Genomic DNA, 19,973 nt, shown 5'->3' on the forward strand with positions numbered 1-19,973 from the left:
CAATGAGAAAAGCCGCCGGAGCGATCCGGCGGCTTTTTCTTATGCGCTCTTTAGAGCGGGAATTTCGAGCGGCTTGCCATCGGGGTTCTCTTCCAGAGTGAGCTGGCGCGAGAACAGCCCATTATGCAGATGCGGCTTGCCCAGATGGATAACGGCAGCTTGCCTCAGCTCATTGTTCAAAATGTCCCGGATGCGATCGTAAGCCTCGGCGTCGAGCCCATCCAGCGCGCCGTCGATGATGATCCATTGCGGCTTCTGCAAAATGAGCCGGGCAAAGGCGAGACATTGCCGCTCGTCATCGGTCAGCACCCGCTCCCAGCGCGTGACGTGATCGAGACTGCCGATCAGCCGCGCGAGCCCGGCGCGCCGCAACACGCCTTCCAGCGCTTCGGGCGAGAACTTTGTCAGATCGAACGGATAGACAATCACGCTCTTCAGCGCGCCAGGTGGGAAATAAGGCGCGCGCGGCATGAAAGCGACGCCGTCATTGGCTGGCATGCCGATACGCCCCTCGCCCCATGGCCACAGGCCGCCCAGCGCCCGGAACAGCAAAGTTCGTTGAGTTTCGGTGCCGCCGGTCACGAGCACGCGTTCGCCTGGCTTGACCGCAAAGGCGCTCTTCGACAGCCGCAGACAGATATCGGGCGCTGCAATCGACACGTCATCGAGACTGATTCTATCGTCCTCATTGACGGCCAGATCGACCTGACGGTCGAGACGGCCCAATTCATCCATGCGCAGAATCGCCTGCCGGAACGTCGCGACGCGGAGAAGCGTGGCGCGCCAGTCGGCAATGGCGCCGAAATTATCCACGAACCAGCGCAACGAATTATGCACCTGCGTGAACGCGCCAACCGCCATCATCAGTCCGCCGAAGGTCAGCCCTCCGGAGAAATAGACCGGTGCCGCGACCAGAATGGGCGCAACAATGGTGAGCCAGCCATAACCGGCGGTCACCCAGGTCAAGCGCGTGGTCGCGTAGACGATCTTGCGGATCGCGGCCAGCACGGCATCGATATCGAGATCGAGACGGCGGCGTTCGTCCGCCTCGCCGCGGGACAGGGTGATCGAATCGAGATGCTCGTTGACGCGCATCAGCGACGCGCGGAAATCCGCCTCGCGCGCATAGCGATTGGCGTTAATATTAACGAGGTTGCGCCCGACGATCCATGTCAGCCACGATGCGGAGGCGGCATAGATAATCACCGCCCAGACCATATAGCCCGGTATCGGGAAGCTGTAGCCTCCGACATGGAAGATGAAGCCGCTCGAGAGTGTCCAGAGCACGCCGACGAAACTCAACAGAATGACTGTCGATTGCAGCAGGTTGATGCCCAAATCGCAGGAGGTTTCGGCCAGGTGGCGGGCATCTTCATGCAGACGCTGATCCGGATTGATGCCGATCTCGCCCGCATTGGCGAGCCGGAACGCCCGCCCTGGCGCGAGCCACTGACCGACCAGATCTCGCGCCAGTCCCTCGCGCATCTTCAGCTTGAACATCTGGTTCAGCCATGTCTGCGCGACGTTGAGCACCAGCAAACTTCCGGCAATCCCGAAAAACACCATCAGTTGATGGAAGAATGCCTGTAAATCCTTGCGCGCCAGCGCGTCATAGAACGGTTCGTTCCAGCGGTTGATCGCAACCTGCCCGATTGCGATCAGCACGATCAGCACGAAAATGCCAGTTCCAAGCGCGATGAGTGTGTTGCGTACCGCCGAATTCCAGAATGCGCCGGTCATCATCGAGACCTGCGAGAACAGATCATTGCCGTCGCGGACCGGCTGGCGGGTAAGCAAGCCTTTGATGCCGCTGCGCTGGGATTTCCCGCGCTTGCGGCTCCTCTTCGGCGCACTGCGTTTCGGCTGTTTCTGTTCTGGTTCAGACGTCATGCTTTGCCTCACCACATGCCCAGTCGCTCATCCCTGTGACGAACGCGCGGGCAATTCACACCATGCGCATTATGCATATCACGCAAAAGTCAAAGAAACGCGATATCCTGCCGCCCCGTGGCTCAGTTTTGTGAGCCCGCCTTTCTGACAGGGTGGAACGTTTGCTCGATAACGACCAGACTCACGACATTTTCTGCAGAGCGCCGTTCTTGCATGCAATCGCGGGAAAGGCGGCGTTTTGGATAAAAATTACGTTCCGTTAACCTTAAAGCCGCGATTTTTTTAACAAATTCACGGCATGACACAGGTTCTAGCTCTCTTGTGCTGGTCAAATTTGTCGCATATAGTTCGGCAATCGATTTTTCGGTCGAGTGACTTTGAGACCCGTGCGGCCTGCCCGTGCTTCCTGACGATCTCCTGTCCATAAATTCGATCCACAGGGACGTATGCGGAGCATGCGGACTAAAAATTACTATCGTTACAAAGGACATTCCCATGGCTACGGGAACAGTTAAGTGGTTCAACACGACCAAGGGTTTCGGCTTCATTCAGCCTGACCAGGGCGGCACGGACATTTTCGTTCACATTTCTGCCGTTCAGCGCGCTGGCCTTGCTACGCTCAACGAAGGTCAGAAGGTTTCTTACGAAATCGTGCAGGACCGCCGTTCGGGCCGTTCGTCTGCAGACAACCTCGTCGCAGCCTAAGACATTTTGCCGCCGGATATTCCATCTGGCTTGTGCACGAATGTGGCTAAGAAATTGGAGCGCCGGTCTGACCGGCGCTCTAATCATTTGTACCGTTTGAAAATTCTCAAGGCAGCCAGTCAAGCGCCACATGCCCCGGATGGGCTGCAACGCGCTTGAGCCAGGTTTCAATCGCCGGATATTGCTGCATATCAAACCCGCCCAGATGCGCCTCATGCGTATAGGCATAGAGCGCGATATCGGCGACCGTATAAGCATCACCCACCAGATAAGGCGTCTTTTTGAGCTGCGTTTCCATGACCGCGAGCGCCTTGTTGCCGCCTTCCAGCAACGAAGCCAGACGTTCCGGCGTCGCCAGCTTGGCCCGTTCCGGATAAAGCCGCAACGCGCGGCTCACCGCCACGAAGGGCTCGTGGCTATATTGCTCGAAGAACAGCCATTGATAGACCAGCCCCCGCTCATAGGCGTCAGCGGGCAAAAACGGTGTTCCCTCGGCCAGATAGAGAAGCATGGCGTTCGATTCCGCCAGCAGGCGTCCGTCATCCAGCTCGAGCAAAGGCACCTTGCCATTGGGATTTTTGGCGAGATAGTCCGGCTGGCGTGTGGACCCGTCCCGCGATGAAACGGTCACGTGGCGAAAAGGCTTGCCCAGCAAGGCAAGCAGCAAGCGGGGCTTGTAGCAATTTCCTGAATCGGGTTGTCCGTAGATGGTCAGCATGGATGTCTCCTGTTTCGCAGCACTATCTCTGCCTCCGTCATGGCCTGTCCAATCAGTTTCATTGAGATATTATGTCAGCAACGCTGATCTATCCGGCACTTTCCGCAACACATTTTAGAGAAAACCCCGAAATACGGGCGAAATGCCAATCCTTCTGTTGCGATTCCCGTGCCGATGCGACATAGAAAATCCGCAAAACCGCGCCATTCCCAGCGCAGTTAACAGAGCCTGCCATCTATGGAGATCTATCATGGCATTTCTCGCCGACGCCCTTTCCCGTGTAAAGCCATCTGCGACCATCGCGGTCAGCCAGAAAGCACGCGAACTGAAAGCCAAAGGCAAGGACGTGATCGGTCTCGGCGCGGGCGAACCCGATTTCGACACACCGGATAACATCAAGCAGGCGGCCATCGACGCGATCAATCGCGGCGAAACGAAATATACGCCTGTGGCCGGTATCCCCGAGCTGCGCCAAGCCATCGTTGCCAAGTTCAAGCGCGAGAACGGCCTCGACTACACGCCGGATCAGGTGATCGTCGGTACGGGCGGCAAGCAGATCCTGTTCAACGCCTTCATGGCCACGCTGAACCCCGGCGATGAAGTCATCGTGCCTGCGCCATACTGGGTCAGCTATCCGGAAATGGTGGCGATCAATGGCGGTACGCCGGTGTTCATCAACACCAAGATCGAAGACAATTTCAAGCTGACCGCCGCCGACCTGGAAAAGGCCATCACGCCGAAGACCAAGTGGCTGATCTTCAACTCGCCGTCCAACCCGACGGGCGCTGCCTATACGGAAGCCGAGCTGAAGGCGCTGACGGACGTTCTCGTGCGTCACCCGCATGTCTGGATCCTGACCGACGACATGTACGAGCACCTCGTCTATGGCGATTTCGTCTTCACGACCCCTGCCCAGGTCGAGCCGTCGCTTTATGACCGCACCTTGACCATGAACGGCGTTTCCAAGGCCTATGCCATGACCGGCTGGCGCATCGGCTACGCCGCTGGCCCGCTGAAGCTTATCAAGGCCATGGACATGGTGCAGGGTCAGCAGACCTCCGGCGCCTGCTCGATTGCCCAGTGGGCGGCGGTTGAAGCACTCAACGGCACGCAGGACTTCATCCCGAAGAACAAGGAAATCTTCCAGGCTCGCCGCGATCTGGTCGTATCGATGCTCAATCAGGCCAAGGGCATCCAGTGCCCGACGCCGGAAGGCGCATTCTACGTCTATCCGTCCTGCGCCGGACTGATCGGCAAGAAAACCGAAGCTGGCAAGGTCATCGAAACGGACGAAGATTTTGTAACCGAACTGCTGGAAGCAGAAGGCGTTGCCGTGGTTCACGGTTCGGCTTTCGGTCTTGGACCGAACTTCCGCATTTCCTATGCAACGTCCGATGCACTGCTCGAAGAAGCCTGCAATCGCATCCAGCGCTTCTGCGCCAGCCTGCGCTAAACACTTCACGCGACGAATGACAAAGGGGCCTCACGGCCCCTTTTTTCGTATCCAGGCTTACCCTGTCAAAACGAACAGCTGGAAGATACCCGCCATTTGTAGTTTGTTCCGGTCAGCCGTCGCGGCCAACGATAAGGCGAAAAGCCAAAAAAAAAGCCAGACAAATGTCTGGCTTTGAGTTTTGAAGGTGCCTTTGAGGCAAACCTCCAGAGGGGAACACTCAGCCCGCGCAAATGGGAGGAGGAAACGCGGCGCTGAGATGATTGTTATATGCTCCTTGCTCATCATTTTTGCAATGCAACTTTAGCGCAATGCTGCCATGCGTCCTGCGCATAGCTCGTTTAGGCAATTATTTTAATTATAATCAATGCGTTAGCCAGAGATTGCCCGCCATAAGATGGCGCAAGCTCGAATATGAGCGCCTATAGAACAGGCATCGATACAACCGAACTGCCTGCAAATTCAGCAAATCACCTTCCGCTGATTCCCCACAGAAGATGTCACCCAACTGTCATCCCGGCGCATCAGGACTGTCACACAACAGGCCTAAAAGCCCCGGCAGAGCCGATGCGGCAGAACGCATCCGGCGTGAAGCAGCCACCGGATAAAACGGTGATCGCTGCGAACATCTCACAAGCCATGAGGGAGCGCGTCCATGCGGATCGTTCAAATCACCGACACCCATCTCAGCCCGATCAAGACGCATTTCAACCCCAACTGGGAACCGCTGGTGGCGTGGGTCGAGCAGCAGAAGCCCGACCTAATCATTCACACCGGCGACCTCGCCGTTGACGGCGCGGATATCGAGGCCGATCTGGAATTCTGCCGCAGCTGTTTCGATCAGCTCTCTGTTCCCGTCCTCAGCGTGCCCGGCAATCACGACATCGGCCATCTGCCGGAAAGCCACCAACCGGTCAATGCCGAGCGCCTTGCGCGCTGGCAGCGCCATATCGGGCCAGACAGCTGGGCAAAGGACCTCGGCGAATGGCTGATCGTCGGCCTCAACAGCCTGATTATCGGCACCAGCAGCGAACAGGAAGAAGACCAGTTCCAGTGGCTGGAAAACGTGCTGGAAAACGCCGATGGCAAACCGGTCGCCGTCTTCGCGCATAAGCCGCTGTTTGTTGACGATCCAGAAGAAGGCGACAGCGGCTATTGGGGCATCCGCCCGGTTGCGCGCCAGCGTCTCTATGATCTCTTCGCACAATATAACGTGCAGCTTCACGCCAGCGGCCATTTGCACCGCGCATGGAAGGGCGAAGCGTTCGGCACCAGCTATGTCTGGGGACCGGCTGCAGCCTTCATCGTCGGCGCGATGGAACGCGATCTGCCGGGCGAGCGTATTCTCGGCGCTGTCGTGCATGAACTTAGCGAAACGGCGACCAGCACCATCATCCGCATTGAAGAACTGACGCCTTATGTGATCGACGACGTGGTGCATGAAGTCTATCCGCATCATGCGGGCGATGGCGAAAAAGTCACGGAAGAGGCAAGCCAATGAGCACGCTTGCCATTCGCGATATCGGAAAGTCCTATGGCGGCAACCGCATTCTGGACGGCGTCAGCATCGACGTGGCGGAGGGTGAATTCATCGCCCTTGTCGGCCCGTCTGGCTGCGGTAAAAGCACGCTTTTGCGCATTCTCGCCGGTCTCGACCATGCCGATGAAGGCAATGTTTCTCTTGCTGGCCGCGACATCACCGGCGCGCATCCCGCCGACCGCAATATCGCGATGGTCTTCCAGTCTTATGCCTTGTACCCGCATCTGACCGCCGCGCAGAACATCGCCGTGCCGCTTGCCATGCGCGACATGACGACGGCGGAACGTCTGCCCTTTGTTGGCCCCATGGTTCCCGGCCAGCGCGCCAAGCGCGCCGCCATCCAGAAGCAGGTGAAAACCACCGCCGCCAGCCTGAAAATCGACCATCTTCTTGACCGCAAGCCCGGCCAGATGTCAGGCGGCCAGCGTCAGCGCGTCGCGTTGGCTCGTGCCCTCGTGCGCCAGCCCGGTGTTTTCCTTATGGACGAACCGCTGTCCAATCTCGACGCCAATCTGCGCGTTCACACCCGCGCCGAGATTGTCGACCTGCATCGCCGTGCCGGCGTTCCGACGATCTATGTGACGCACGATCAGGCTGAAGCGCTCAGCATGGCCGACCGTGTCGCCGTCATGATGGGCGGCAAGCTGCTGCAAATCGATACGCCGACCGCGATCTATAACGATCCGCGCCATATAGAAGTGGCCCAGTTCATCGGCACGCCGCGCATCAACATTCTGGATGCTTTGGTCAGCGACCAAGGCAGCGTTCATTTCGCGGGCCGTCCGATCCTTCAAAACGTCGCAGCCTATGCAGGCACAACGATCCGCGTCGGCATTCGCCCGGAACATTTCCGGCTGCTGCCGCATGACAAGACCGGAATCACCGGGACAGTGTCACGCATCGAGTTTCTCGGTTCGGAAGTGCTCGTCTATCTGAAAGCACCCGGCTCCGCGCAGGAGCTGATCGTCAAGCTTGATCCCATCAAGGCCGATCACATTGCGCCCGGCTTGCCGGTTGGCCTGCATTTCGATGCGGAAAACGCCTATCTCTTCGGCGATGATGGAGCACGCCTGCGCCAGCCCGCCGGACAAGCAGTGACCGTCGCACCGGCGGAAAAGGCAGTGGCCCATGTCTGATCTCGCTCTCGCCCGGCCCGGCGCGATCAGCGCCCGCACTGCCGCCGAAAATGCGCGGCGGCGCGAGGAGCAGCTCGCCTGGAAACTCCCCTCCCCCGCCATTATCCTGACAGTGCTGCTTATCCTTTTGCCAACCGCGGCTGTTGTCTTCTGGAGCTTTACCAATTTCGAGCTTGGCTATGCCGGTTTCGAATTCATCGGCCTCGACAATTATGTCGAGCTGTTCAGCGACCGCACTTTTCTCATCTCTTTGAAAAACACGGCTATCTATACGGCCATTGTCGCACCGGCTTCGGTCTTTCTCGGCCTTGGCGTTGCGCTTCTCATTGAAGGCGAAGTGCGGGGAAAATCCTTCTTCCGTACCGTCTATTTTCTGCCGGTTGCCTCGCTGCTCGTTGCCATGGCGACTGTCTGGCAATATCTGCTCCATCCCACGCTTGGCCCCGTCAATGCGCTGCTCGGCATCATCGGCATTACCGGGCCGAACTGGCTCGGCTCCAGCGATACGGCTTTGATCAGCCTTGCGCTGATCGGCGTCTGGCAAAGTGTGGGCTTCAATATGGTCCTGTTTCTGGCCGGCCTCACCGCCATTCCGCGCGAGCTTTATTCCGCCGCCGAAGTGGATGGCGTGAAAAGCAGCTGGGAGCGCTTTCGCCTGGTCACCTGGCCCTTGCTCGGACCGACGACGCTGTTTGTCACGACCATCAGCATCATCAATGCCGTGAAGGTTTTCGAAACCGTCAAGACGCTCACCGAAGGCGGTCCGAACAAGGCTACCGAAGTCCTGCTTTGGACCATCTATCAGGAAGGCTTCGTCTTCCTCCGCGTCGGTTACGCCTCGGCCATGACCGTGATTTTCCTCGCCGTGCTGATCGTCCTGATGCTGCTCCAGTTCCGTGTGCTGGACCGCCGCACGCATTATTGAGGGGACCTCCCATGTCACTCGCCCGTTCGTTTCGCCTCGGTCTTCTCTCCTTTGGCGCGCTGCTTTTCCTCGCGCCCTATATCTTCATGCTGTCCACCGCAGCCAAATCACAGCAGGACATTTTCTCCTCTTCGCTGTCGCTGATCCCGCATAATTGGGCGCTTTGGGACAATGTCGGCAAAGCCCTCACCCGCGTGCCGATGGGGCTCCTGCTGTTCAACGGCGTCGTCGTCTGCGGACTGGTGCTGGTGGTGCAGGTGGTGATCGCCATTCCATGCGCCTATGCCATGGCGAAACTCAACTTTCGCGGCCAGCGTGCCATGATGGTTCTCGTCATGCTGGGGCTGCTGGTTCCGATCCACGCAACCGCGCTGCCCTTCTATGTCGGCTTCAACCAGCTTGGCGTGCTGAACAGCTATTTCGCATTGAGCGCACCGTTCTTCATCTCGGTGTTCGGCATATTCCTGTTTCTGCAATTCTTCCGCGCCATGCCAGACGATCTCATCAGCGCCGCCCGCCTCGACGGCATGTCTGAAGCAAGCATCGTCATGCGTGTGATCGTGCCGAACGCATGGCCCGCCATCACCGCCTTCTCCATCTTTTCCGTCGTCGCGCACTGGAACGATCTGTTCTGGCCGCTGATCGTCGTCAACGGAATGGAACGCGCCACACCGCCGCTCGGCCTGCTCTATTTCCGCGCCGCCGAAGCCGGTGACGACTACGGCGCGCTGATGGCCGCGACGCTCATCATCACCTTGCCCCTGCTGCTGGCATTCCTTGCCGCCCAGCGCCGCTTCATCGAGGGCATCACCTTGACCGGCCTCAAAGGCTGACCCTTTCGCCTATCCCACATACAGGAGTTATTCATGAAACGCCTCGCAAGCACCTTTGCCGCTCTGGCCATCGCCACCGGCCTCGGCTCGCCCGCTTTCGCAGACACCACGCTCAACGTGCATTATCCGATGCCCGGCTTCTTCAAGGATGTCATGGCCGACATCTCAAAGAAGTTCATGGAAGAAAACCCGGATATCAAGATCAACTTCGTCAGCCCTTCTGCCACTTATGAGGAAGGCATCCAGACCATCATGCGTCAGGTCGGCACGTCTGAAATGCCGGATATCACCTTCACCGGCCTCAATCGTCTGCGTGTCCTCGCCGAACGCAATATCGGCATCGACATGAAGCCGCTGGTCGACAAGGAAAAGGATATGGAAGCGCAGGGCTTCACCGATCATATCCTCAAGCTTGCCCGCGTCGGCGACCGTCAGGTCGGCCTTGCTTTCGCAACCTCCAACCCGATCATGTATTACAATGCCGATCTGGTGCGCGCAGCAGGCGGTAATCCAGACACGCCGCCCACCACCTGGGATGAAGTGATCGCGCTCGGCGGCAAGATCAAGGCGCTCGGCGACGGCAATGAAGGCATCGACTTCCGCTGGCAGGGCGACGACTGGATGTTCTCGGCACTTCTGTTCGGCGCGGGCGGCACCATGCTGACCGAAGACGAAAAGAAGGTCGCCTTCGACGGACCGGAAGGCCTTGCCGCGCTCAAGCTCGTCGACCGCATGGTCAAGGAAGGCGGCTTGCCGGTTCTGACCAAGGCTGCTGGCGAACAGGCCTTTTCCGCTGGCAAGGTCGGCTTTGCCTTCCAGACCACCGGCGCATTGCGCAACACGATCAAGAATGTCGGCGACAAGTTTGATATGCGCACCGCAAAAATCCCGCTCATCAACCCGGAAAAGGGCCGTCTGCCGACCGGCGGCAATGCGGTTGTGATCCTCACCGAAGACCAGTCGAAGGTCGATGCGGCGTGGAAATTCGCCAAATTCGCCGCTGGCCCTTACGGCGCTTCAGTCGTGGTTCCGGGGACCGGCTACGTGCCGAACAACGATCTCGCCGCCAAGTCGGATGAATATCTCGGCAAGTTCTACGAAGAAAACCCGCTCTTCAAGGCCGGTCTCAGCCAGATGTCGATCATGATCCCGTGGTATGCCTTCCCGGGCTCCAACGGCGTGAAGGTGACGCAGACCATCGTGGACGGTCTCTCCCGTCTGGTCGAACAGTCGGCCACCCCGGAAGATGTCCTTGCCGACACCGCCAAGGACGTGCAGCGTCTCCTGCCGCGCAAGTAACGCCATATTGTCCCAAACAAAAGGCCGCGCTGGCAAACCAGCGCGGCCTTTGCATTTCATGCGGATGGGATCAATAGGTCCAGTTGCGCGCCTTGGAAAACAGGAAGTCTCTGAACGCATGCAGCTTGGCGGAATTCTTCAATGCTTCCGGGTAGCAGAAGAACGTATCGAAGGACGGAATTTCCTCCAGTTCGGGCACGAGCTGCACCAGACCGGATTCCTTGTCGGCCATATAATCCGGCAGCACGGCAATGCCGACGCCCCGCTGTACGGCGCGGCGCACCGACAGAAGATTATTGACCTGCAAGGCCGGGATACGCGTGCTACCATCGGTGCGGCCTGCTACTTCCAGCCAGTTCAAACCGGTCAGATAGCTTGGAGCCGGTTCGCCGAAGGTCACGATGCGATGCTGGTCGATCTCGTCGATCGAATTCAGCTTGCCATATTTCGAGACATAGCCCGCCGATGCGTAAAGATGCATATGCACCGTAAACAGGCGGCGTTGGATCAAATCCGGCTGCTGCGGCTGGCGCAGACGCAAGGCGCAGTCCGCGTGGCGCATGGTCAGATCCAGCTCTTCATTATCGAGGATCAGCTGAAGCTGGATATCCGGATAGAGCTCGACGAATTCCTGAATGCGCTCGATCAGCCAACCGGAGCCAAGGCCCACCGTCGTGGTGACGCGCAAGCGTCCCGTCGGCTTTTCCTTGCTCTCGGCCAGCTTGGAGCGAACATTTTCCAGCTTCATCAACACGTCATGCGCCGTGCGATAAAGCGTTTCGCCCTGTTCGGTCAAAATCAGCCCGCGCGCGTGGCGGTGGAACAGCGGCACGCCGACATCCTGCTCCAGCGCGCTGACCTGACGCGAAATGGCCGATTGCGACAAATGCAATGTCTGCGCGGCATGGGTGAACGACCCTGCTTCCGCCGCAGCATGAAAAATGCGCAGTTTATCCCAGTCGAGCGGTGCGACCACGATTTCCCCCTCGTTACTCCGCTGCTTCGTGCAGCGGTTCCTGTGCGGCGAGCCAGCGCTCGGCTTCGAGCGCTGCCATGCAGCCCATACCGGCGGCGGTCACGGCCTGCCGGTAAATATCGTCGGTGACGTCGCCAGCGGCAAAAATGCCGGGAACATCGGTGGCGGTGGAATCGGGCGCGGTCCACAGATAGCCGTTCGGCTTCTGCTTCAGCTTGCCTTCGAACAGCGACACGGCAGGCGCATGACCGATGGCGACAAAGACGCCATGCGTGTCGACTTCCGTGGTTTCACCCGTCACGACATTCTTCAGGCGCACGCCGGTAACCGTCGCGCCCATCGGCGGCTTGGCCTCGGTTCCCAGAATTTCATCGATCACGCTGTTCCAGACCACGCTGACATTGGCGCGCGACAGAAGACGATCCTGCATGATCTTTTCCGCGCGGAAACCGTCGCGGCGATGCACCACGGTTACGCTCTTGGCGATATGCGACAGGTAAAGCGCTTCCTCGACAGCCGTATTGCCGCCGCCGACCACAACCACATCCTTGCCGCGATAGAAGAAGCCGTCACAGGTGGCGCAGGCCGAAACGCCGCCGCCCATAAAGGTCTGTTCGCTGTCGAGGCCAAGCCATTTGGCCTGCGCGCCAGTCGCGATGATCAGCGCATCACAGGTATAGATCGCACCGGAATCGGCCGTCAGGCGGAACGGGCGCACCTTGGTGTCAACCTCGGTGATGATGTCGTGAACGATTTCCGCGCCGACATGTTCTGCCTGCTTGGCCATCTGTTCCATCATCCATGGGCCCTGCACCGGCTCCGCATAGCCCGGATAATTTTCCACATCGGTGGTGATCATCAGCTGACCGCCCTGCTGCAGACCGGCAATGACGATGGGTTTCAACATGGCGCGCGCCGCGTAAATCGCAGCAGTATAACCAGCAGGACCTGAGCCAATGACAATGACGGGCGCATGACGCTGAGACATGAGGTTCCTCTCCGGTCCTAAAATCGATTTAAAGCGGCGGGCGCCTGGCGTACCGGAATCGCTTTCGCACCCGGCATATCTGTGCCCTGATATTATGGCCAAGGTAGGTCTGCCCTTTTCCGTTTGCAAGGTTGGACGGGCATTTGCTGCGCTTTAGCCACAGCTTGTGACAGTTGAGGGATCGGAAGCGCCTCCCCGCATTGCGACCGGGTCGATCTCACGTTAAACAGACAGGAAAAACAACGCTCAATTGTCCGCAAATCGCCCCATAACCGGCCGGAGACGACCGCCATCTATAAGACAGTCGCCAATATCTGCGCGCGCTTCGGCCTCATCATGGCGGCCGCCATGCTCCTGCCCGCCGCAATCGACCTGCGCGACGGCAGCGACGACTGGCTGATTTTCCTGCGTTCGGCAGCAACCACCGGCGCGCTTTCCGCGCTCATCCTCTTTGCGACGCAAAACCAGTCCGTGCGCTTCACGCCACGGCTCGGCTTCCTGCTGACAGTCTGCATCTGGCTGACCGCGAGTTTCCTCGGCTCGATACCGCTTTATTTCTCACATCTGCCGATCAGCTATGCCACCGCCTTTTTCGAGGCCATGTCCGGCGTGACCTCCACGGGTGCCACCGCGCTGACCGGCCTCGACAATATGCAGCGCGGCATTCTTCTCTGGCGGTCGCTCCTCTGCTGGATCGGGGGCATCGGCTTCATCGGCTTGGCGCTTCTGATGCTCCCGTCGCTGCGCGCCGGCGGTCTTGCGCTCTTTCACATGGAAAATTCCGACAAGTCGGAAAAAATCCTCCCACGCATGAACCAGATCGCACTTGGCATCATTCTGGCCTATCTGAGCCTGACGGCTGCCTGCATCATCAGCTATTTCATGGTCGGAATGAGCGTTTTCGACGCCATCAATCATGGCCTGACGACCGTGGCCACGGCGGGTTTTTCCACGCATGACAACTCGCTCGGTTTCTATCACGGCAACCGCCTGCTGCTCGTCGTGGCGACCGTGTTCATGATTCTCTCGGCCCTGCCTTTTGTGCTCTATATCAAGGCCTTCATGCCCAAGCGGCTGGAATCGCTGGCCGATCCACAGGTCAAACTGTTCTTCACCATCGTGATCGGCTTCAGCTTCATCCTTGCCGTCGTCTTGCGACTTGGCCTGAACGTGCCTTTTGGCGACGCGCTGATTTCGGCCTCGTTCCACTTCGTGTCCGTCATTACGACCACCGGCTATGCAACGGAAGACTATTCGCTCTGGGGCCCGCCCGCTCTCGGCATCTTCTTCCTCGCCTCGTTTCTGGGAAGCTGCGCGGGCTCCACGTCGGGCGGTATCAAGATGAACCGCCTCATCATCCTGTGGAGCCTGACGCAAGCGAGCCTTTCCCGCCTCATCGTGCCGCATGCGGTCACCAAGATGCGCTATGGCTCATCGGAGATTTCGGGCGAAATCGCCCAGAACGTGCTCCTGTACCTCTTCCTTTATTGTTCATCGCTGGTGATTGGCGCGGTGCTTCTGGCGTCGCTCGGCCTCGATTTCGTGTCGGCCTTCACCGGCGCACTGACCGCGCTCTCCAATGTTGGCCCCGGCCTTGGCGAAACAATCGGTCCCGTGGGCAATTTTTCCACGATCCATGATCCTGCTCTCTGGGTCCTGTCCTTCCTGATGCTGGCAGGCCGACTGGAGCTTGTGACCGTATATATCCTGTTCACACGCGCTTTTTGGGTGCGTTGACAGAGCTTTAGACGGTTTACACGCCACGGATTCATTTGATATTAGCAGGATTAGATTGCGCCATGACGGCGCCGTATATTCTATAATTACCCTTGAATGAAATTTCCTTGCGCGCGGAGTCATGCATGCCGATCAAGGCCGATCTGGACGAAATCGATTGGAAAATCCTGCGGGAGCTCCAGAACAACGGGCGCATCACCAATGTCGAGCTGGCCGAACGGGTCGGCATTTCGGCCCCTCCCTGCCTTCGCCGGGTCCGTAAACTTGAGGAAAGCGGCGTCATTCGTGGCTATCGCGCCATTCTCAACGGCAATGCGCTGGGTCAGGATCTGGTGGCATTCTGCTCGGTCGGTCTGCACCGTCAGGCTGATGCCGATCTGAAGGCTTTTGCTGAGAAAACCAAGCAGTGGCCGCTGGTACGCCGCGCATGGATGGTTTCGGGCGAGTCCGACTTCCTGCTTCATTGCGTTGCGCGCGATCTGAACACGTTCCAGACCTTTGTCATCGAAGAACTCACCGCAGCGCCGAATGTGGATTCCGTCCGCACCGCGCTGACCATTCGTCCGGTAAAGGACGAACCGTTGATGATTCTCTGAACACCGCGTCTTAGTGTCTAAAGCCGGAAGGCACTACCTTCCGGCAAAGACTTTCTCGTAAACACCGCTGATTGCAGCGGCTTCTTTTTCGAGCGGGAAATTGGCGCGCACATGGGCGAGCGCCGTTTCGCCGTCACGTTCAGCCATTGCAGGGTCCGCGAGATAAGGCTCGATGGCCTTGCGCAAGGCTTCGCCATCGTCGGCGGGCACGAAACTGCCGGTCCCGTCCACGATCATTTCGGCATAAGCGCCAGCGTCGCTTGCCACCACCGCCGTCTTCGACGCCATGGCTTCGAGCGGCGTGAGCCCGAACCCCTCATTGCGCGACGGCGCAACATAAAGCGTCAGGCGGCGATACCAGACCCGAATATCCGGGACTTCGCCGAGAATGAGAATACGATCCTGCAAACCCGCAGCGGTAATCTTCGCCTTGAGGCCATCCTCAAAGGATTGGTGTTCCGCGGTCGTCCGCCCGGTGATGATCGCCGTCCATTCCGGATATTTCGGCAATAGTGCAATCATCGCATCGACAAAGAGATCAGTGCCCTTGGAATGGCGCACGCGCCCGAAACAACCGATTGCATATTTCCCTGGCAGGCCGGACGCGGCAAAGGCATCTTCCTCGCCAACGGGGGGACGAAAGCGCTCCAGATCGATGCCATGCATGATGACCTCATGCGGCACTTCCAGAAAGCTGCCCGAGCGCCCGCTGGTGGCGATGACCGCATTCATGCGGCGGATGAGCCATTTGGTGAAAGGCTTGTGATTGCGCTGCGCAGCCGAGGTAAACACCAGCCGAAGTTTCATACGCAGAACATGACGCATAAAAATACCGGCAAGCATTTCGATATTGCGCCGCGCATGCCAGATCCGGAAGCGCCGCTTTGTGGGCGCTGACCAGAAGGACAAAAGCGCACCCCATCCCAGATGCGGCAGGCTGTCCGGCAAACCCGGTCCCATTGTGGCAATGTTCAGCCCCTTTGCACGCTGCAAAGGAATGAGCTGGACAATCGTCGAGGTCACGCCGGAAAGGCGCTGCTTGAAGTTGGGAGCGACAACCTCGACGTTTTGAACGGGAACCTGGTTTGAATGGAGCACAGGGATCAGACGAATTTCAGCGTAACGATCTCGTAGGAACGCGAGCCGCCCGGTGCGTTGACCTCAATCGTATCGCCTTCAGTCTTGCCGATCATGGCGCGTGCAATGGGCGACGAAATGGAAATGCGGCCTTCCTTCACATCGGCTTCCTGATCGCCGACGATCTGATAGACCTTCTCTTCTTCGGTGTCCTCGTCGATCAGCGTGACCGTCGCACCGAATTTGATTCGGTCGCCGCTCAGCTTGGTAACGTCGATCACTTCGGCGCGCGCAACGACATCTTCCAGTTCGTTGATGCGGCCTTCATTGAGGCTCTGGGCTTCCTTGGCAGCGTGATATTCGGCGTTTTCCGAAAGATCGCCATGGGCACGCGCTTCAGCGATAGCCTCGATGATCCGAGGACGCTCGTTTTGCTGACGCCAGCGGAGCTCTTCCTTGAGCTTTTCGAAACCGCGAGGGGTCATAGGGAACTTTTCCATACCCAGTCCTTTCCTTCGCCCGGCGCCCGTCTCTTTCCAAGAACTCAACGCGCCGGCAGTTTGGTTGCCCGCCGCACCCGCCAGCGCAAGCGCGCTGCAAGGTGCCCTCGGGAAGCTGCAACACCCCCCGATACACAAAAAGAAAACGGTCACCGAAACACCCGTTTCGGAACCGTTCAAACGACTAATTCGTGGAACTATAGCATTTCTGACGATCTTTTCACGCGGAAAAAACCGTCCCTATCAAATCTCCAGACAAGAAGCCAGCTCAGAGCCTGACTCAAAAAGCGGCATGTGTGTGCGAAAATGGTGATTTTCGAGTACCGGAGCGGAGCGTACTTAAGGTACGTGAGCACGGAATGGAGAAAATTGCCATTTGCAGCCACACAGGGCGACTTGGAACAGGCTCTTAAAGACGCATCTGCACCATTGTCGCAGAAAGCAGACGCCCCTTGCCGCGGGACTCCGCTTTTGCCTATAGGTGAGACGATTTCCGGCGACCGAATGGGCGCGGACCTTCTTTGCAATCCGGGGCCATGATGACACGCACACAAGCCAATTTTGTCCTGCTGCTGGCTGGCGTGATCTGGGGCATGGGTTTCGTCGCCCAGTCGACCGCCATGGCCAGCATCGGACCGTTTCTGTTTATCGGCATCCGCTCCGCCATTGCAGCACTCACCGTGCTGCCCTGGGCGCTTGCCGAAGGCCGCCGCATGCCTGCCCGTTTGAAGGCTTCCGACTATAGCTTTTTCATGGTTGTGGGCGCCGTGCTCTTCACCGGCTTGCTGCTGCAACAGATCGGCCTCATCACCACCTCGGTCACCAATGCGGGTTTTCTGACCGGACTTTATGTCGTGATGGTGCCGGTTCTGGGTGTGCTCTTGTTCCGCACATGGCCGCATCCGGTCGTCTGGCCAAGCGCTGCCTTCTGCCTGGCCGGAATTTTCCTGCTGTCGGGCGGGGAACTGACCGCGCTCAAGACCGGCGACCTGCTGGTGATCGGCGGCGCAACATTCTGGGCGTTGCAGGTGCTGCTGATCGGCCGCGCCAACCGCGCCGGGCGCCCGATCATGCTGAGCTGCGTTCAGTTTGCCACCGCAGCCGTCATCGGTCTGGCTGGCGCATCGCTGCTCGAAGACTTCAACTGGAGCGCCATCGCGCTGACATGGAAGGAAATCCTGTTTACCGGCGTGTTCTCATCGGGCGTCGCCTTCACGCTGCAAGCCATCGGCCAGCGTTATACGACCTCGGCGCAGGCAGCGATCTTCCTGTCTTCTGAAGCGCTGTTCGCAGCCCTGTTCGGGGCGATCTTCCTCGGTGAGCGGCTGAGCTTCATCGGTTTCATCGGCTGCGGCATGCTGTTCGCGGCCATGCTGGCTGTCGAGCTTGTCCCGATGTTCTGGAACCGCAAAGATGAACCGGTGCCCGCGACGGAACCGGTTCATTAAGCTCAGGCTTTGAAGATCAGCGCCGCGCCGCCCGCAATGAAGGCAAAGCCCAGCAGGTGGTGCCAGGTGAAGGCTTCCTTTAGATAGAAGACCGAGAACAGGCTGAAGATCACCAGCGTGATCACTTCCTGTATCGTCTTGAGCTGTGCCGCCGAATAGACTTCGTGCCCGATACGGTTGGCCGGGACCGCCAGACAATATTCGATCAGCGCGATGCCCCAGCTGATGAAAATTACAGCGACCAGCGGCGTATTGGTGAATTTCAGATGGCCGTACCAGGCAAAGGTCATGAAAATATTCGAGCCGACCAGAAGCAGGATCGGCAGGATGCTTGGCGAAATCAGTGCTGACATGGGTGAAACTTTGGGGACCGGGAGGATGTCTTATGCGTGGTCTGGCCCTGAACCACGGCGGTAAGCGATAGAACATTTCCGACAAAAGTGGGAAGCGGTTTTGCGTGACGCGGTGCGAAAAAACTATGGCGGCGATCAAAACATAGAGAGCATCACAGGCTCGCCCTCCCATTGCCCAGATTGCGCCACAGCGCTTAACACAGACACTGACTCTTCCTTTACGCTTCTCTCATAGGATACAGGAAACGCCGGATTCTCACCGGAAGGGCCCTACAAGCAGAAGGCAAGGACATGAGTTTTGCGTTGTCCGCCATAACAGATCACGATCATGCGCGTCCGCGACTGCGCCATCTTGGTCCGGCGGCGTCCGTGCTCCTTCTGATACTGGCCGCCGGCTGTTCCGGCGACCGTCCGCCGCGCCCGCAAGCCGATGTCGGAAACCCGGATATCATGGTGCCAAGTACCGACGTAGCCAGCGCCCCAATGCCAGCCGCTTCCGTGGCCGACGCACCGATGGACCCCGCGCCGGTGGTGAGCTCGCCCATGCCCGAAGCCCCCATGACGCCTGCGCCGCAGCAAGACCGCGTCGTCGGGCTGGCCGAGGAAGAAGAAAACCATACCGCGCGGCCCGCACAGCAAAACGAGCCGCAATATGCAGGCGATTACGGCTTTGCGGCGCCGGTCCAGAATCCGGTCGCGGCGGCTGAAAACATTTACACCATGTCGAATTCCGAAGCGGCATGCCGTACTCGGCTGAAGCGATTGGGCGTTGTTTTCAAAGAAAAGCCGCCAATCTATCGCAGCGCATCCTGCAACATCGACAATCCCATCGAAGTATCGGGCTTCAACAGCGGTTCCATCGCCTTCAAACCGGCGGCGACGCTGAACTGTCAGGTGACGGAAGCCTTCGCGCGCTGGATCAAGGGCGATCTGCAACCGGCGGCGCGCCTGCGCTATCTGTCAGGCATCAGCACGATCTATAATGCGGGCGGCTATTCCTGCCGTACGATGAACCATCGTCGAGGCGCAAAAATGTCGGAACATTCACGCGGCAACGCCATCGACGTGACGCGGATCAAGCTGAACAACGGCAAGGACATTTCGGTGCGCCGACCCGGTTTCTTCGCTTTTCGCGAAAAAGGCCTGCTCAACAGCGTTCGTTCCGACGCCTGCGATTATTTCACCACGGTCCTTGGACCGGGCTATAACCCGGAACATGCGAACCATTTTCACTTCGACCTGATGCAGCGTCGAAGCGGCTATCGCGCCTGCAAATAAAAGCCCGGTCGCAACCGAGCTTTTCCAAGAGACAAATAGCAATCGACTATTCTTCCGGCACCGGGGTCGGCTTGCCTTCCTTGTCCAGCGCCACCATGACGAATTCGCCATGCGTCACCAGTTCCATACGCTGCTGGGATGCGCGCTGCGCCCAGGCTTCGACGCGCAGGGTAATCGAGGTGCGACCGACCTTGGTGATTTCCGTATAGACGCACAAGACGTCGCCGATCTTCACCGGCTTGGCGAAGGACATCTCGCGCACGGCTGCGGTGACGACGCGGCCACGGGCGCGTTCTTCGGCACGAATACCGGAGGCCGAGTCCATCTGCGACATGACCCAGCCGCCAAAAATATCGAATGCCGAATTGGCGTCCTTCGGCATGGCCGGCACGCGCAAGGTCAGTTCGCCTTTGGGCTTATCTCCAACGCTCATCAATCAATCCTTTAAACACAAATGATTCTGCCGGAGTATGGGACAAACCCATGCTGAAAAACATGCGGCATCGCAGCCTGCTTTTATC

19 protein-coding genes are annotated in these 19,973 nt (G+C 58.6%); 11 read left to right on the forward strand and 8 right to left on the reverse strand.

Annotated features, from left to right (window positions below; all coding sequences use genetic code 11):
* Positions 1-39: 39 nt before the first annotated feature.
* Positions 40-1,890 (reverse strand): ABC transporter ATP-binding protein/permease, encoded by a 1,851-nt coding sequence (locus tag JAU75_RS15105; protein WP_199057327.1) that lies wholly within the window; start codon positions 1,888-1,890, stop codon positions 40-42.
* 495 nt (positions 1,891-2,385) lie between these two features.
* Here JAU75_RS15105 and JAU75_RS15110 point away from each other — a divergent pair, with 495 nt between their 5' ends.
* The gene (locus JAU75_RS15110) at positions 2,386-2,595 is read left to right on the forward strand and encodes a cold-shock protein (RefSeq protein WP_078338706.1); all 210 of its coding nucleotides are present in this window, start codon (positions 2,386-2,388) and stop codon (positions 2,593-2,595) included.
* Positions 2,596-2,701: 106 nt separating this feature from the next.
* Here JAU75_RS15110 and JAU75_RS15115 read toward each other — a convergent pair whose 3' ends face one another.
* Positions 2,702-3,313 (reverse strand): glutathione S-transferase family protein, encoded by a 612-nt coding sequence (locus tag JAU75_RS15115; RefSeq protein WP_199057328.1) that lies wholly within the window; start codon positions 3,311-3,313, stop codon positions 2,702-2,704.
* 250 nt (positions 3,314-3,563) lie between these two features.
* Between JAU75_RS15115 and JAU75_RS15120 the strand changes: the two genes are divergently transcribed.
* The 6 genes from JAU75_RS15120 (at position 3,564) to JAU75_RS15145 (ending at position 10,499) form a co-directional block, all read left to right on the forward strand.
* Positions 3,564-4,766 carry a pyridoxal phosphate-dependent aminotransferase gene (locus JAU75_RS15120; protein WP_199057329.1) on the forward strand — a complete coding sequence of 401 codons (1,203 nt, stop codon included), beginning with the start codon at positions 3,564-3,566 and terminating at the stop codon, positions 4,764-4,766.
* Between the two features lie 655 nt (positions 4,767-5,421).
* Positions 5,422-6,267, forward strand: coding sequence for a metallophosphoesterase (locus JAU75_RS15125; RefSeq protein ID WP_199057330.1), 846 nt, complete (start codon positions 5,422-5,424; stop codon positions 6,265-6,267).
* On the forward strand, positions 6,264-7,442 hold the full coding sequence (locus JAU75_RS15130) for an ABC transporter ATP-binding protein (protein ID WP_199057331.1): 1,179 nt from the start codon (positions 6,264-6,266) through the stop codon (positions 7,440-7,442). Before JAU75_RS15125 ends, JAU75_RS15130 begins: the two co-directional genes overlap by 4 nt.
* A complete protein-coding gene (locus tag JAU75_RS15135; protein ID WP_199057332.1) occupies positions 7,435-8,367 on the forward strand; it encodes a carbohydrate ABC transporter permease in 933 nt (310 codons plus the stop codon). Before JAU75_RS15130 ends, JAU75_RS15135 begins: the two co-directional genes overlap by 8 nt.
* Before the next feature lie 11 nt (positions 8,368-8,378).
* Positions 8,379-9,200 carry a carbohydrate ABC transporter permease gene (locus JAU75_RS15140; RefSeq protein ID WP_199057333.1) on the forward strand — a complete coding sequence of 274 codons (822 nt, stop codon included), beginning with the start codon at positions 8,379-8,381 and terminating at the stop codon, positions 9,198-9,200.
* 33 nt (positions 9,201-9,233) lie between these two features.
* The gene (locus JAU75_RS15145; protein ID WP_199057334.1) at positions 9,234-10,499 is read left to right on the forward strand and encodes an ABC transporter substrate-binding protein; all 1,266 of its coding nucleotides are present in this window, start codon (positions 9,234-9,236) and stop codon (positions 10,497-10,499) included.
* Positions 10,500-10,569: 70 nt separating this feature from the next.
* On the opposite strand, the gene JAU75_RS15150 is transcribed toward JAU75_RS15145, so the two are convergent.
* Positions 10,570-11,475 (reverse strand): LysR family transcriptional regulator, encoded by a 906-nt coding sequence (locus tag JAU75_RS15150; protein ID WP_109369469.1) that lies wholly within the window; start codon positions 11,473-11,475, stop codon positions 10,570-10,572.
* Between the two features lie 13 nt (positions 11,476-11,488).
* Entirely contained in the window at positions 11,489-12,463 is a 975-nt protein-coding gene (trxB, locus tag JAU75_RS15155) for a thioredoxin-disulfide reductase (protein WP_199057335.1), read from the reverse strand.
* A 336-nt stretch (positions 12,464-12,799) separates the two neighbouring features.
* Between trxB and JAU75_RS15160 the strand changes: the two genes are divergently transcribed.
* Both JAU75_RS15160 and JAU75_RS15165 read left to right on the forward strand, forming a co-directional pair.
* A complete protein-coding gene (locus JAU75_RS15160; RefSeq protein WP_199057336.1) occupies positions 12,800-14,200 on the forward strand; it encodes a TrkH family potassium uptake protein in 1,401 nt (466 codons plus the stop codon).
* Between the two features lie 125 nt (positions 14,201-14,325).
* The gene (locus tag JAU75_RS15165; protein ID WP_095447076.1) at positions 14,326-14,796 is read left to right on the forward strand and encodes an Lrp/AsnC family transcriptional regulator; all 471 of its coding nucleotides are present in this window, start codon (positions 14,326-14,328) and stop codon (positions 14,794-14,796) included.
* Positions 14,797-14,829: 33 nt separating this feature from the next.
* Here JAU75_RS15165 and JAU75_RS15170 read toward each other — a convergent pair whose 3' ends face one another.
* Together JAU75_RS15170 and greA are read right to left on the reverse strand one after the other, a co-directional pair.
* On the reverse strand, positions 14,830-15,894 hold the full coding sequence (locus JAU75_RS15170; RefSeq protein WP_199057337.1) for a glycosyltransferase family 4 protein: 1,065 nt from the start codon (positions 15,892-15,894) through the stop codon (positions 14,830-14,832).
* Positions 15,895-15,899: 5 nt separating this feature from the next.
* On the reverse strand, positions 15,900-16,373 hold the full coding sequence (gene greA, locus JAU75_RS15175; RefSeq protein WP_078338718.1) for a transcription elongation factor GreA: 474 nt from the start codon (positions 16,371-16,373) through the stop codon (positions 15,900-15,902).
* Between the two features lie 539 nt (positions 16,374-16,912).
* On the opposite strand from greA, the gene JAU75_RS15180 reads away from it, so the two are divergent.
* Complete coding sequence (locus JAU75_RS15180) at positions 16,913-17,821, forward strand: DMT family transporter (protein ID WP_199057338.1); 909 nt, start codon at positions 16,913-16,915, stop codon at positions 17,819-17,821.
* 2 nt (positions 17,822-17,823) lie between these two features.
* On the opposite strand, the gene JAU75_RS15185 is transcribed toward JAU75_RS15180, so the two are convergent.
* Positions 17,824-18,174: a DMT family protein gene (locus JAU75_RS15185; RefSeq protein ID WP_109370271.1), complete on the reverse strand. Its 351-nt coding sequence runs from the start codon at positions 18,172-18,174 to the stop codon at positions 17,824-17,826.
* 291 nt (positions 18,175-18,465) lie between these two features.
* On the opposite strand from JAU75_RS15185, the gene JAU75_RS15190 reads away from it, so the two are divergent.
* Entirely contained in the window at positions 18,466-19,452 is a 987-nt protein-coding gene (locus JAU75_RS15190) for an extensin family protein (RefSeq protein WP_199057339.1), read from the forward strand.
* A gap of 46 nt (positions 19,453-19,498) precedes the next feature.
* Here the strand turns inward: JAU75_RS15190 and JAU75_RS15195 are convergent, their stop codons facing one another.
* Positions 19,499-19,885, reverse strand: coding sequence for an acyl-CoA thioesterase (locus tag JAU75_RS15195; RefSeq protein WP_199057340.1), 387 nt, complete (start codon positions 19,883-19,885; stop codon positions 19,499-19,501).
* Positions 19,886-19,973 lie beyond the last annotated feature (88 nt).

It is taken from the genome of Ochrobactrum sp. Q0168, assembly GCF_016427605.1.
GTDB lineage: Bacteria > Pseudomonadota > Alphaproteobacteria > Rhizobiales > Rhizobiaceae > Brucella.